This window comes from Rhodanobacter sp. K2T2, from assembly GCF_013408815.1.
Taxonomy (GTDB): domain Bacteria; phylum Pseudomonadota; class Gammaproteobacteria; order Xanthomonadales; family Rhodanobacteraceae; genus Rhodanobacter.
Window position 1 is genome coordinate 1 of record NZ_JACCCA010000007.1, and the last position, 12,787, is coordinate 12,787.

Below are 12,787 nucleotides of genomic sequence, written 5' to 3' on the forward strand. Positions count from 1 at the left end.
GGCGGCGCAACCTCTATCACGCACCGGAGCGCGACTGGCTGAACTCAGGGCCGGAATCGGCAACCTGTTTCTGGATAGACGACCTCGGCCTTCCAGGCCGAGGTCCGTCAAAATATCCAAGACTCGCTACCCCGTGAATCGAAAAGCCGCTCCGCTTAAGTGAACAGCATTACGCCGATGGCGGCCTCTTTCGTGAATGGAATGCAGACACAGCGTCGGCCTGCCTGCATTCGCGTTTACTTCTCGGCGAAGTCGGTGGCCAGGCCGACCTTGCGCCAGGCCTCGACCTCGGCCAGCAGGTCTTTCAGATAGCCGGTGACCTTCTCCACGCCCCAGGCGCCGAGCACCAGATGGCGTGGGGGATTGGCATGGTCGACCAGATCGATCATTGCCTGCGCCGCGAGGGCGGGATCGCCGGCCTGCTTGCCGCTGCCTTCGCTGGTGCCGCGCATGCGCGCGGCGGCGGTGTCGGCGTAGTCGGCGATCTTGCTCGGCGTCTGCTTGAGCGAGCGTCCCGCCCAGTCGGTGCGGAACGGGCCCGGCTCGATACAGGTCACCTTGATGCCGAGCGGTTCGACTTCCGCCGCCAGGCCGTCGGCCCAGCCTTCCACGGCGTGCTTGCTGGCCGCATAGAAGGCCGAACCTGGAAAGCCGATAAAGCCGGCGACCGAGGTGATGTTGAAGATGTGTCCCCGGCGCCGCGTGCGCATACCCGGCAGCACCACCTGCGTCATGGCGAACAGCCCGAAAACGTTGGCCTCGAACTGGGCGCGGATTTCCTTGTCCTCAGCTTCTTCCACGGTCGACTGATAACCGTAGCCGGCATTGTTGACCAGCACGTCGATACGGCCGAACTGGTCTTGGGCGGCTTTCACCGCAGACTTGATCTGCGCCGTGTCGTTGACGTCCAGCGCAACGGCCAGCGCCCGGTCTTCGTGGCCGGCAACCAGATCGGCGACCTTGGATGGATCGCGGGCGGTAACGACGGCGCGTGCGCCGCTCTCGATAACGCGCTGCGCCAGCGCGCGGCCCAGGCCGGTAGAGCAGCCGGTGATAAACCAGACGGGTGTGGATTCTGACATCGCAATGCCTCGCACGCTTAAGTGTTGATTGGGACGCCGAAGGTAAAGTCATTGCCGTGAATACGCTGGAAAAACGCAGCCGGCGTGAATTGACGGGGTATGTCGTTGGGCCGTTGTGCTTCGGCGGACAGCGCCTGCGTTTATCGATCGTGAGCCGGAAAAACATAAGGCCGCTTCGAGAGCGGCCTTATGTTGAACACCAAAACGTGATCGATCAGCCGGCCGAAGAGGCGCTTGCCGGAGCCGCGGACTTGCCGTGCTTGTGCGACGAGTGGGCGGCTTTCTTTTTGGCCTGCTCATTGCGGTACATCGCGTCGGCCACCTGCTTCTGCTCCGGCGAAAGCACGGCGTACAGATCGCTGAAGGCCGACGACAGCTTCTGCATGTTTTCCGCATGCTGCTGAGCCAGCGCCGCGTACGACTTCATGGCGTCGTCGGCGTTCATGCTGGAGAGCTTGCTGGCACGATCGCGGAAGGCGCCGTCGGTTTTCGTGGCGTTGTCACGCATGGTCTGCGTGAAAGCGTCCCACTGTTTGGACTGTTGATCGGTGATGTTGAGCTGGCTGTGCAGTTCGGCGATTCTCTGCTCGACCACGTCCGCATGCTTTTGCGCACGGCTTTTGGACATGGACGAGGAAGACATCGACGAACTGCTGGCGGATGCCGGTGCCTGTTGCGCGAAGCCCGCCGTCGTGACGATGGCAAGCGACAGCAGAGCAGGGAGCGCGATGCGACGAATGGTTTGTTTCATGGATGATGCTCCGATTCACAGGGTGTGATCGACAGCGGCCCGAGATGGGCGCGTCGCGCTGCTCAGTAACCGTTCTGCGGCGGCGGGTAATTGTTGTCGTAATAGACAACGCCCGGCGGCGGTGGCGGCGGTGGCGACGAATACACCACATCCGGCGGTGGACGCTGGGCCGCATTCGAAATGGCGGCGCCGGCTATCACGCCGAGCAGGGCACCGGCGATAAGACCGCCGCTGCCGCCGCCGCGACCACGGTCGCGATAGCGGTTGTCGTTGCGGCGGTCGTAGTGCGGCTGCGGGCGGCCGTGATAGCCATGGTCATAGCGCTGTGCCTGTGCGGGTATCGCAACAACGGTCACTGCCACGGCGACGACAGCCATGGCAAGGTAACGATGAAACGCGGTTCGAGCGATGTGAGTCATGAACGTATGCTCCTCACGGTGGGGCGAGTGATCGCCTATATCGGGCGGGCATGAAAAGGCGCCTCGAACAGGGTTCTTGAAGCTGACGGAAATCGATGGCCGCGACGCAGGCTATGTCATGGCCTCAGTCGCTCGCCGAGTCTAGGCGCATGTGTGTGATCGAGCATTTAACGAATGTCCGGGACCGTAGTGTCGGCGAAGCCTGCAGGGTTTCATGCCATGGAAGCGCTTCGTCCGTCCGATGCTCGGCGGCGTGCCATGAAGTGGATAGGCGGTGCGCAAAAGAACAGGCTCTTGGAGCCTGTTCTTTCCGTGCTGTGGGGAAGCCGATAGGCTCACTCAGCGTCGTCGCGTATCGCTGGCGGCATCGCCTTATGCGCCGTTCGGCGACCGGCTCACGCTTTCCACGCGGCCGCCGTCTCCTTTGCAAACGCCCGGTACGAGCGCGGCGCGTGGCCGAGGATGCCGGTCATGATGTCGATGGCGCCGGGCTTGGGCAGCATGCCGTCGCTCTGGAAACGCGCCAGCATCAGGCGAATGTCGTAGGCGGACCACGACGGCGCACGGCTGGCCATGTTCTTTTCGAAACCGACCAGATCGTTGCCGCCGTAGGCCACCGGCTTGCCCAGGGTTTCGGACCAGATCGCAGCGGCGTCCTTGCCTGTGATGGCATCGGGACCGACCAGCTCGATCACCTCACGCGGCAGCGGAGTCGCGGCCTGCTCGCGGCGCAGCAGCGAGGCGACGGCGATCTCGGCGATGTCGCGGGTGTCGACCATCGACACGCCGCGCTCGCCCAGCGGCATCGGGTAGACGCCGTTCTCCAGCGCGCCTTTCATCATGGCGTCGTTCTGCATGAAGTAGGACGGGCGCAGCACGGTGGCCGGCAGGTCGAGCTGTTCGATCGCACGTTCCACCGTGTATTTGCCGGTGAAGTGCGGCACGTCGGTGAACGCGTCGCTGTTCTGCACCGAGAAGTAGACGATGCGCTGGATGCCGGCTTCGCGCGCCAGGTTCAGCGCGATCAGCGCTTGAGTGACTTCGTCGGCGACGACCGCGTTGAGCAGAAACAGCGTGTCGACGTCCTTCAGCGCGGCGCGCATGGACTCGACGTCGGTCATTTCACCGGCGACGGCGCGTACGCCGTGGGGAAAGCTGGCCTTGTCGGGGTTGCGGGTCAATGCATGGACGGTGGCTTTATGGGCCACCAGGCCGTTGACGACCTGGGTGCCGATGGCGCCGGTGCTGCCAGTGACGAGAATGCTCATGTCATTACTCCTTATCGTTTCGGTGGGAATGGGTTTGGTCGGTTGCGGTGCGAAGCGAGTACGGAGCTACTTTGTGCGTTTCGCAAAAGAAACGAAAGACGCATAATTGGGACATCAAGTCTCAAAAATGGAACGTATATGGATCTCGAAGCGCTGGCCGATTTCAACGCCGTGGCCAACCACGGTGGTTTCAGTCACGCCAGTCGGGCGACGGGGCGACCGAAGGCCACTCTGTCGCGGCGGGTCCGGCAATTGGAGGATTCGCTCGGCGTGCACCTGATCGAACGCGGCGCGCGTACCTTGCGCCTCACCGACGACGGCGCCGCACTGCACGAGCAAACGTCCGCGCTGCTCGATCGCATCGACGACATCAAGGAGGCGCTGATCGGTGAGGTGGGTTTGCCGCACGGACGTCTGCGCATCAATGCACCGGTACTGTTCGCGCAGCGTGGACTGGGCCGCATTGCCGCGCGCTATGCGGCGGCCTATCCCGACGTGCAGCTGGAAATCACCGCCGACGATCGCTTCATCGATCCGCTGGTGGATGGTTACGATCTGGTGTTGCGGGCCAATCCCAAGCCGACCACCGAACTGGCCGGCCGCTGTTTTCTGCGCGACGAGCCGATCGTGGTGGGATCACCAGCGATGAAGCGCCCCGAGTCGGCCAGCGACGATGCGCCGGTGCCGGCCGTGTTGTTGCTCGGTGCGCCCGAGAGCTCGCCGTGGACAATCGCATACGACGGGCAAACCCAGCAGCTGCACACGCGCGCCGTTCTGCGTCTGTCATCCATGACGATGGTGCACGACGCGGTGCTCGACGGCGCCGGCGTGGCGATGATGCCGCGCTCGCTGGTGCAGGCCGATGTCGACGCCGGTCGACTGGTCGAATGGGGCACTGCCGTGGGTCGACGTCTTGAGGTATGGGCGCTGTATGCGCCGCATCGTCACGTGAGCCGCAAGGTCTCCGCCTTTATCCGCATGCTTACGGAGCAATTCGTCGACGGCTCACCGGAAGGGTTTCGATCGCTGTCGCGATCGGTGGGGTGAGTCGCCAGTCCGTATTGTCGCGTGGCGAGGTCGACCCGGCCGTGCCGGGTGCATCGAACATCAGGATGGTGATTTCCTTACCCTCGGGAATTTCCAGCGCCGGCGTGCCCAAGGCGGCGATGCGGCTCTTGAAGGCGTCGAGCGTTATGCCTGGCCCCATGGCCGAGCGCCCGTTGACGGCCCAGACGCGGCTACCCTGTTTCCAGCGTGCCAGGGCCACATCGAGCCTGGACGTCACCAGCGCCGACTGGTCGATCGGCACTTGGTCTTTAGGCTGCAATACGGCGAGCATGGTGGGCGCGTTCGTGTCGCCGGTGAAAACGGTATCGCCGGGGCGTACGTGCGCCGCCAGCGTCGCCGCGGCCCGGTCCCAGCGAGGCTTGGTCTCGGTGTGATAGATCGGTAGAAGATTGATCGTGCACAGCAACAGCAGCGCGATGATCGCGACTGGCAGCATACGGCGCGGCAGGGCGGTTGCGCCGATGCCGACCAGGATGAAAAACGGTGCCGCACTCCACAGGATGTAGCGCGGCAGCACCATCGACTTCACCAGCGACACGGCCAGCAGCAACAGCGGCAGCACGGCAAAGCCCAGCAGCAGCACGCGTCCTTCCAGCCGGCGGCGCATGCGATACAGCCCGATGCCGCCGAGTGCCGCCACCAGCAGACCGAGCAGGGGTACGACGGTGGGCAGCACGCTGAAGCGCACCACCGCAGCCATGCGCATCAGATAGGTGCTTTTTGCCGCAACTCGCAGATTTTGCCAGCTCAGCGGCGGAATCCAGTCGAACTTCTGCAGCATCTGGCCGTCGCTGAAGGCGAGGATGGCGCCGTAAAACGGTACGCAGAACATCAGGATGAGACCTGCGCTGAACAGCCAGTTGCGCCGAAAGCCAAGGCTCGCTTGGCTGTTGTGCGGCGTGCGCAGGCTGCGCCAGATAAGGTACAGCGACAGGTTCGCAGCCAGCAGCCACGGCGCCGCGTCGCCGAGTACGTCCAGCGCGCCGATCGTGCCGAGCACATAAGCTCCCCAGCCGAAGCGGTCGAACTCGGCATGGCGAAAATCCAGAGCCGCACCGCGCGGATTCTGCGCCAGGCGCACCAAGCCCCACAGTGCGACGGTGATCAGCAGGGTGACGAGCGTGTACGAGCGCGCTTCCTGCCCGTATTGCACCTGCAGCGGCGACAGCGCCATCAACAGGGCCGCGACCACGGCAGCCGCACGACCGGCAACGCGTCGCGCAATGGTGAACACCACGGCGATCGACGCGGTCCCGAACAATGCCGACGGTATGCGCAGCCCGGCGTTGTTCGTGTCGAGGGGCGAAAGCGCCTGCAGCATCAGAAAATAGCTCGGCATATGCCGGTTGCTGAAGCTGTCCGCGATCAGGCTGCCGATGCCCAGATGAACGCGCTGATAAGTCAGCGCCTCGTCGAGCCAGAAAGGCTGGCTGTCGATATGCATCAGTCGCGCCGCCAGGCCGATGAATACGATGATCAGCAGCCATGCGGCATCGCGCGCCGAGAATGTTCCGGTGCCGCTGGGCATCTGAGTGTCGGTGAGCATACGCGTGTTCAGAATGGGTCAGCCGTGGTGATGGTGCGACGCTAAAACCGTCGCACGCGGCGTATGAGGGACCAAAACTAATTCACCGATGTGACAGTCCGGCATCTCGGTTCGCCAACAGTCACGAAGCAAACGCCGTCGGCATCGATCGGTTGTCAGCGCTTGTGCCTGCGTTGTGCACCGTTCATTCCATTGCATCATTTCGATGCCCTAACTCTGCGGGCCCTGGCATGGTGAGATCAATTGACAACCGCTTCACTAAATGGCGCATGCGCTTGCAGCAACGCGCAGCCGCCACCCTATGACCATCAGGGAAAGATTTTGACGTCGAAGCGTCGTCCTGATGTGGGATCGGCTCTGTGCCGATGCATGCCGTTTCGTTATCGCTTATGTCATCGGGCCATCCGATCGGTCAGAGCGTCACATCGCATTGCCGATCTTGCGGGCGAGAAAATCTTTCATCAGCGCCGCGATGTCGTCGGCATGCGTTTCCAGTGCAAAGTGTCCCGTATTCAACAGATGCACTTCGGCATCCGGAATGTCGCGTTGGTACGCCTTGGCGCCTGCCGGCAGAAAGTAAGGGTCCTTGTCGCCCCACACCGCGAGCAGCGGCGGCTGGTGCTGGCGGAAATAGGCTTGCCACGTCGGATAGAGCGCGACGTTGCTGCGGTAGTCGAGGACGAGATCGAGCTGAATGTCCTCCATGCCCGGGCGAGCGATATAGGCGATGTCGAGGGTATAGCCGTCCGGCGAGACTTTGCTCGGGTCGGCGCCATGCAGGTATTGCATACGGATCGCCTCGGGCGACAGCGCCTCACGGCAGGCTGCGCGGGTCTGCTCCGATGGCGACCGCCAGTACGCCTGATACGGCGCCCATGCATCGCTGAGACCTTCATCGTAGGCATTGCCGTTCTGGCTGATGATGGCGCTGACGCGTTCGGGATGCGCCGCGGCCACGCGCAAGCCCGTCGGTGCGCCGTAGTCGAACACGTAGAGTGCGTATTTGTTCAGCGCCAGAGCCTCGGTGAAATCCGTGACGACCTGCGCGAGGCGATCGAAGCTGTAATCGAATTGCCCGCGCGGCGGCGTTTCGGTATTGCCGAAACCCGGCAGATCCGGCGCGATCACGTGATAATTTTCGGCGAGTTGCGGAATCAGATCGCGGAACATGTGGCCGGCGGTAGGGTAGCCGTGAAGCAGCAGCACGACGGGCGCGCCCGGACGACCGGCTTCGCGATAAAAGACGTCGACGTCGCCCACTTTCCTGGTTTTGTAAGTGATGATCATGAAGTTCTTTTCCTGGAGGGAGTTGGGGGGCCGGTCGAGTCGAGCCGCGGCTCAACCGGGGCAGGGCGTTACCGCTGCGCGTGGTCGCCAGCGCCACCGAACCGAGCGTTGCAGCGGTCAAAAAACGTCGTCGCTCGCGGCTCATGGGTGTGTCATCGTCCGGCTTCGAGGTTTTCATGTAAGTTTTTTTGGTTCGGAAGTGCCCTGCTGTGGCGTGTAAACTAACCGGTAGTTATCCAAAAAAACTACCGATCGGTCGTTAGTGTAAGAGTGTGAGGCCATGAAAACAAGCCTTGAGCAAATCGTCGTCGAAGCGCGTGAGCTTTTTCGCGAGCACGGCTATGCGGGAGCGTCCATGCAGGATCTCGCCGATCGCGTGGGTCTGAAAAAAGCCAGCCTGTATACGCGTTTTCCCAGCAAGGAGGCGCTGGTCGAACCGGTGCTCGCTCTGACGTTGGAAGAGACCTTTGCCGATATCGAAGGCGATGCCGATAATTGGTTGGCGAATTACGAGGCCGTGCTGAAACGCATCGCGGCCGAACTGACCGACCGCACGCGTTGCGTGGGCCTGCATCTCGCCTATGGTGTGCCGGCCGATGCCCCGCAAGCGCTGAGCGCCGTGCAGCACTATTTCGCCACTTTGCGGAATGGCCTGATCGCCATTCTCAGGCACGCGTTGAATGCGAAGCGCGCGGCGACCGTCGCTACCGATGCGCTGGTTAGCCTCGAGGGCGCCACGTTGTGGGTGGTGATAGAAGACGACCCGCAGCCGATGCAGCGAGCGCTGAAAAACCTGATTGCCGAAGCGCGCGCATTCGAAGCGTAACCATGGCCGCGCGTGCACGCCGTGCCGGGACAGGACCGCCGGGATCGATCGCCAGCGCTCATATCTCTTGCTGAGCCTTGGCACCGCGGATCGCGATGCCATCGATTGCCCCCACGCGGGGCGATCGACTCGACGGTGCATCCGATCAACGCCATGAAACGAAAAAGGGGCAGCCTTGCGGGCAGCCCCTTTTTAACCGACGTTTGGCTGAATTAGCGCACACCGCCACCCGCAAACAGCTGTTCGCCAGTGAGCCACGCCGAATCGTCCGAGGCCAGGAACACGGCAATCGAGGCGATGTCGTCCGGCTGGCCGAGGCGGCCTAGCGGGGTCTGTGCCACCGTGCCGGTTTCGAAATCCGAGCCGATGAAGCCGGCCGAGTGGGTGCCCTCGGTTTCGACCATGCCCGGGTTCAGCGCATTGACGCGGATCTTGCGTGGCCCCAGCTCGCGCGCCAGTACGCCGGTGATGGCATCCACCGCGCCCTTGGTGCCGGTATAGATCGCGCTGCCGGGCGGGGTGATGCGGCTGACGACCGAGCCGATATTGATGATGCTGGCCCCTTCGCCCAGATGCTTGCTCGCCGCCTGCGTGGTCAGCAGCAGGCCGAGTACGTTGATATTGAACTGGCGATGGAACTCCTCCTCGGTGATCTCCTCGATCGGCGAGAACGCATACACGCCCGAGTTGTTCACCAGCACATCGAGCTTGCCGTAGTGGGTAATGGCTGCGTCGACGATGCCCTTGGCTTCAGCCGCCTTGGAGACGTCTCCCTTCACCGCAACGGCCTTGCCGCCGGCCTGGGTAATTTCCGCAACTACCTTGTCCGCGCCTTCCTTGCTGGAGGCGTAGTTCACGACAACCGAAGCGCCCGCTGCGGCGAGGGATTTGGCAATGGCGGCGCCGATGCCTTTGGATGCGCCCGTGACGATGGCGACTTTACCGGAGAGCTTGCTCATGACGTGTCCTTTGGTTTCGAGTGGAGGATATTGTTCCGAGATCCTTAAATCCCGTAGTTCGTAACATATGAACTATAGAACTAAATGTCAAGGACTGCTAAGATAGGTCGCATGAGACCGCTGATTCATCCGTCGATCGAAGACGTCACCGTCGAGGGCATCCTGCATGCGCTCGCCGATCCTGTGCGCGTGGCGATCTATGCGGAACTGGCCAGTTCCGGCTGCGCCAATATCTGTTCGAACTTTTTGCAGATGAGCGATCGCAGCATTCCCAAGTCCACGCTGTCCCAGCACTTCCGCGCGTTGCGCGAAGCGGGGCTGGTGCGCAGCGAGCGACGCGGCGTGGAAATGCACAATACCGCTCGCTGCGATGAAGTGGAGAAACGGTTCCCGGGATTGCTCAGCACGATCATGAATGCGTACCGCATCCAGTCCGCCGAGGGCGCGCGCGCGGTCAAACGCCAGCAGGCGGCCGTCAGGAAAAAGGCGGGTTAGTTGTCATGCGTCGGCTTGGCGCCGGCGTCGTTTGTGGCGGCGCCAGCGGCGTTCGATACAGGTCAGGGCCTGTCGGGTCGGCCGGCGCAGAAAAGGCACGTCTTGCACGAGCAGCAGCAGACCCAGCGGGAGCATCCACAGACCGAGCAGCGGCAGAATGCTGAAGATGCCGCCCAGTACCAGCAGAAAACCCGCGGGCAGGCGCACCCATCGCGAGGATGGCTTGCGCAGCCATTGCAACGAACGGGCAGCCCAGCTCGGCAGCTTTTGACCGAGCCGGTCGAGCTGGTGATTCAGCCGCTGCTGGTCGCGATTCACCGGTTTACCGGCAGCGTTTACTGATCGCTCGCCGGCTTTTTGGCTGCGTTGTCGGAGGCGGCCCTGGCCGCTTCGCGCTCCTCGCGCTTGCGCGCGTCTTTCTCTTCCTGCTGCTTTTTCTTGGCGATTTCGCGCTGGCGTTTTTCGAACGAGTAGTTGGGCTTGGCCAAAGGTGTGTCTCCGTAAGGGCGACCTATTGTAGTCGTCCGCGCCCGACGAAGTGCCGAAACGTTGCCTGATGCAGGAAAAGGACGCAATCGGCGTCCGTTTCCCGTCAGCCGCCGATGCGCGGCGGCAGGATTACTTCGATATCAGCAACAGTATCGACTGGCCGCACTGGCTGTAGGTGGTGCCGGCGCCGCCGATCAGGCTCTCGTTGCCGGGCGCGACGAAGGTATTGGCGCCGTCGTTCCAGTTGCAGGTGTCGGTGACGCGATACCAGTGGGTGCCGGTGGGTGGCGCGGGCAGGGTGAAAGCCACGCTGCCCGACCAGCCGTTGTAGGCGACGTAGAGGGAATTGGCGTCGCCCAACGACGAGCCGTTGATCGCGTAGGCGATGGAGTGGTTACTGCTGTTGCTCCAGTAATTGCTGTCGGCGACGCTGCCGCTGGGCTGATACCAGGTGAGTTGGCTGGTGGTGTACCACGCCGCAGGGCGAAGCGCCGGATGCGCTTTGCGGAAGGCGATGAGCCGCTGCGCGAAGGTGTAGAAATTCGACTGGTCGGCGCTCCACGTGTTGGTGAGCCAGTTGGCAGTCGAATCGAGGTTGTAGGCGTTGTTGTTGCATTGAAGCGTGCGCAGATACTCATCACCGCCCTGCATCAGCGGCGTGCCGGCCGAGAGCATGTCGAAGGCCATGCCGGTGCGTGCGGCGCGGCGCTGATCGAAGGCGGTGCCGGTGCCGACGGACATGCCCTGATCCCAGCTGTAATTTGTGCTGGTGCCGCCGTCCGAGGGGCCGTACGGCCAGGCTTGCGCGTTGCTGGCGCCGTTGCACGAATACACGTCGTTGAGCGTCAGCCCGTCATGCACGTCGATAAAGTTGGTCGAGTTCCACGGCGCGCGTCCGCTGGCCTGAAACAGATTGGACGAGCCGGAGAAATCGTTCGCTTCCTGGCCGATCGATACGGCGATGTTGCCCAGTTCGTTCTGCGCCTGACGCAGGCTGTCGCGAAAGCTGCCGTTCCATTCGGACCAGCCCTGCGGAAAACCGCCCAGCTGATACGAATTGCCGCCGATCGCCCAGGGCTCGGCATACAGATCAAGGCCGCTGCCGCCGGCGGTCGGTCGCACGGTGAACTCGCGCAGGATGCGGTTGATCGCCACATTGCTATCGGCCGCGTCGAAGTTGTAGCCGCCGTTCGGGCAGTTGGGCGCGGCGGAGGTTGCCGCGCTGTTGAGGCAGCTGTTGCCCAGCACGGCGGCGAGATCGAAACGGAAACCGTCGACGCCCATCGTGTTGGACCAGTAGGCCATCGAGTCCACGATCAGGTTCTGCGCCACCGTGTTGTAGGTGTTGAAGTTGGCGCCGATGCCGGTGTTGTCGTAGTAATACTGGTTGCCCGAGGCGAGTTCGTAATACGTGCTGTTGTCCAGGCCGCGCCAGGACGTGATGGTCGCGGTGGTGGGATCCGAACCGCTCCATGTGCCTCCTTCGCTGGTGTGGTTGTAGACCACGTCGATATAGACCTTGATGCCGGCGTTGTGAAAGGCCTGCACCATCGCCTGGAACTCGGCGGTCGGGCCGCCGGCTGCCTTGTTGTAAGCATAGCGGCGGTCCGGCGCAAAGTAGTCTTCGGTCATGTAGCCCCAGTAATTCTGGTTGGCGTCCGAATTGGGCACGACGTCGTTGGCGTCGTTCTGGGTTTCCTGCACCGGCAGAAATTCCACCGCGGTGACGCCGAGGCTGGCGAGCGCGGGCGCCTTGAGTCCGGCGCCGCGATAGGTACCGCGATAGGCGGCGGTGATGCTGGCGTCCTGCTCGGTCAAGCCGCGCACGTTCACTTCATAGATCACGTCGTCCTTTTGCGCACGCGTCGGCTTGGTGCCCGTGCTTTGCGTGCTGGGGATCAGCACGATGCCTTTGGGTGCGTAAGTGCCGCTGTCGATAGTGCGATAGCTGGCGCCGGAGGCGAACACATCGGCGTTCTGGTTCGACGCATTGAGCGGGTCCTGACTCATCTCCTGCGCATAGGGATCGAGCAGCAGCTTGTTCGGATTGAAGCGGTTGCCGCTGGCGTCGACGTCCGAGATAAAGCCCGCGGCAGAGCCTTTGCCCCAGCCGGCGCTGTACGGCCAGTTGGGACCCCAGGCGCGATAGCCGTAGTACACGGTCCCGTTGATGCCCGCTGACTGGATCGACGACACCGGCACCGTCACCGCCCAGACGCCGTTGCCGACCGAGCTCAACACGTAGCTGGCAAGATCCTGCGCACCGTAGCCGCTGGCATACAGATACACCGCCATGCGCGTGGCCTGCGAGGAATACACGCGGAAGGTGATGCTGGTTTTCTGCGCGTTGTAACTGGCGCCTAGCGTCATGCTGTTGATCGCGGCGCGTGCAGGCATCGTCGGCGCGCCGGTAAGTCCGATACAGAGCAGCAGTGCTGCAAGAATCCCGTGACGTTTCATTCGCGTCGATCTCCCCATGGTGTCGTTGACGATCCGGTGCTGCGATGTCGACGTGGTGGAGAGTGCTGCGTGGTGATGGACGCCCTGGCGTAACCCGTTGTAGCGCCGCCGCGAGGTCGAAGACCGGTACTCACTGC

13 protein-coding genes and 1 pseudogene are annotated in these 12,787 nt (G+C 62.8%); 4 read left to right on the forward strand and 10 right to left on the reverse strand.

From position 1 onward, the window contains the following. A pseudogene (locus tag HDE78_RS12150) lies at positions 1 to 163 on the forward strand (IS4 family transposase); the annotation flags it as partial. Between the two features lie 73 nt (positions 164 to 236). Here HDE78_RS12150 and HDE78_RS12155 read toward each other — a convergent pair. From HDE78_RS12155 to HDE78_RS12170, 4 genes are all read right to left on the reverse strand, one after another. Next, positions 237 to 1,082, reverse strand: coding sequence for an oxidoreductase (locus HDE78_RS12155; protein ID WP_179479793.1), 846 nt, complete (start codon positions 1,080 to 1,082; stop codon positions 237 to 239). A 214-nt stretch (positions 1,083 to 1,296) separates the two neighbouring features. After that, positions 1,297 to 1,833, reverse strand: coding sequence for a Spy/CpxP family protein refolding chaperone (locus HDE78_RS12160; protein WP_179479795.1), 537 nt, complete (start codon positions 1,831 to 1,833; stop codon positions 1,297 to 1,299). Between the two features lie 62 nt (positions 1,834 to 1,895). After that, on the reverse strand, positions 1,896 to 2,252 hold the full coding sequence (locus HDE78_RS12165) for a hypothetical protein (protein ID WP_179479797.1): 357 nt from the start codon (positions 2,250 to 2,252) through the stop codon (positions 1,896 to 1,898). Between the two features lie 395 nt (positions 2,253 to 2,647). Further along, a complete protein-coding gene (locus HDE78_RS12170) occupies positions 2,648 to 3,520 on the reverse strand; it encodes an NmrA/HSCARG family protein (protein WP_179479799.1) in 873 nt (290 codons plus the stop codon). Positions 3,521 to 3,658: 138 nt separating this feature from the next. On the opposite strand from HDE78_RS12170, the gene HDE78_RS12175 reads away from it, so the two are divergent. Further along, positions 3,659 to 4,567: a LysR family transcriptional regulator gene (locus tag HDE78_RS12175; RefSeq protein ID WP_179479801.1), complete on the forward strand. Its 909-nt coding sequence runs from the start codon at positions 3,659 to 3,661 to the stop codon at positions 4,565 to 4,567. Here HDE78_RS12175 and HDE78_RS12180 read toward each other — a convergent pair. Together HDE78_RS12180 and HDE78_RS12185 are read right to left on the reverse strand one after the other, a co-directional pair. Then, the gene (locus tag HDE78_RS12180; protein WP_179479803.1) at positions 4,503 to 6,134 is read right to left on the reverse strand and encodes a glycosyltransferase family 39 protein; all 1,632 of its coding nucleotides are present in this window, start codon (positions 6,132 to 6,134) and stop codon (positions 4,503 to 4,505) included. The genes HDE78_RS12175 and HDE78_RS12180 overlap by 65 nt on opposite strands. A gap of 420 nt (positions 6,135 to 6,554) precedes the next feature. After that, positions 6,555 to 7,421, reverse strand: a complete 867-nt coding sequence (locus HDE78_RS12185; protein WP_179479805.1) for an alpha/beta hydrolase — start codon at positions 7,419 to 7,421, stop codon at positions 6,555 to 6,557. A gap of 280 nt (positions 7,422 to 7,701) precedes the next feature. Between HDE78_RS12185 and HDE78_RS12190 the strand changes: the two genes are divergently transcribed. Then, positions 7,702 to 8,247 (forward strand): TetR/AcrR family transcriptional regulator, encoded by a 546-nt coding sequence (locus HDE78_RS12190; protein ID WP_179479807.1) that lies wholly within the window; start codon positions 7,702 to 7,704, stop codon positions 8,245 to 8,247. A 212-nt stretch (positions 8,248 to 8,459) separates the two neighbouring features. On the opposite strand, the gene HDE78_RS12195 is transcribed toward HDE78_RS12190, so the two are convergent. Continuing rightward, complete coding sequence (locus HDE78_RS12195; protein ID WP_179479809.1) at positions 8,460 to 9,206, reverse strand: glucose 1-dehydrogenase; 747 nt, start codon at positions 9,204 to 9,206, stop codon at positions 8,460 to 8,462. Between the two features lie 111 nt (positions 9,207 to 9,317). Between HDE78_RS12195 and HDE78_RS12200 the strand changes: the two genes are divergently transcribed. Beyond that, a complete protein-coding gene (locus tag HDE78_RS12200) occupies positions 9,318 to 9,701 on the forward strand; it encodes a helix-turn-helix domain-containing protein (RefSeq protein ID WP_179479817.1) in 384 nt (127 codons plus the stop codon). Positions 9,702 to 9,704: 3 nt separating this feature from the next. Here the strand turns inward: HDE78_RS12200 and HDE78_RS12205 are convergent, their stop codons facing one another. From HDE78_RS12205 to HDE78_RS12215, 3 genes are all read right to left on the reverse strand, one after another. Next, positions 9,705 to 10,019: a hypothetical protein gene (locus tag HDE78_RS12205; RefSeq protein ID WP_179479819.1), complete on the reverse strand. Its 315-nt coding sequence runs from the start codon at positions 10,017 to 10,019 to the stop codon at positions 9,705 to 9,707. A gap of 17 nt (positions 10,020 to 10,036) precedes the next feature. Further along, complete coding sequence (locus HDE78_RS12210) at positions 10,037 to 10,189, reverse strand: hypothetical protein (RefSeq protein WP_179479821.1); 153 nt, start codon at positions 10,187 to 10,189, stop codon at positions 10,037 to 10,039. A gap of 130 nt (positions 10,190 to 10,319) precedes the next feature. Then, entirely contained in the window at positions 10,320 to 12,650 is a 2,331-nt protein-coding gene (locus HDE78_RS12215) for an alpha-amylase family glycosyl hydrolase (protein ID WP_179479823.1), read from the reverse strand. Positions 12,651 to 12,787: the final 137 nt, after the last annotated feature.

Excerpts from the sequence above, each read along its gene's own strand:
- HDE78_RS12155 (WP_179479793.1), bottom strand. The coding sequence starts at position 1,082 with ATGTCAGAATCCACACCCGTCTGGTTTATCACCGGCTGCTCTACCGGC.
- HDE78_RS12165 (WP_179479797.1), bottom strand. The coding sequence starts at position 2,252 with ATGACTCACATCGCTCGAACCGCGTTTCATCGTTACCTTGCCATGGCT.
- HDE78_RS12195 (WP_179479809.1), bottom strand. The coding sequence starts at position 9,206 with ATGAGCAAGCTCTCCGGTAAAGTCGCCATCGTCACGGGCGCATCCAAA.
- HDE78_RS12180 (WP_179479803.1), bottom strand. The coding sequence starts at position 6,134 with ATGCTCACCGACACTCAGATGCCCAGCGGCACCGGAACATTCTCGGCG.
- HDE78_RS12170 (WP_179479799.1), bottom strand. The coding sequence starts at position 3,520 with ATGAGCATTCTCGTCACTGGCAGCACCGGCGCCATCGGCACCCAGGTC.
- HDE78_RS12190 (WP_179479807.1), top strand. The coding sequence starts at position 7,702 with ATGAAAACAAGCCTTGAGCAAATCGTCGTCGAAGCGCGTGAGCTTTTT.
- HDE78_RS12185 (WP_179479805.1), bottom strand. The coding sequence starts at position 7,421 with ATGATCATCACTTACAAAACCAGGAAAGTGGGCGACGTCGACGTCTTT.
- HDE78_RS12215 (WP_179479823.1), bottom strand. The coding sequence starts at position 12,650 with ATGAAACGTCACGGGATTCTTGCAGCACTGCTGCTCTGTATCGGACTT.
- HDE78_RS12175 (WP_179479801.1), top strand. The coding sequence starts at position 3,659 with ATGGATCTCGAAGCGCTGGCCGATTTCAACGCCGTGGCCAACCACGGT.
- HDE78_RS12200 (WP_179479817.1), top strand. The coding sequence starts at position 9,318 with ATGAGACCGCTGATTCATCCGTCGATCGAAGACGTCACCGTCGAGGGC.
- HDE78_RS12160 (WP_179479795.1), bottom strand. The coding sequence starts at position 1,833 with ATGAAACAAACCATTCGTCGCATCGCGCTCCCTGCTCTGCTGTCGCTT.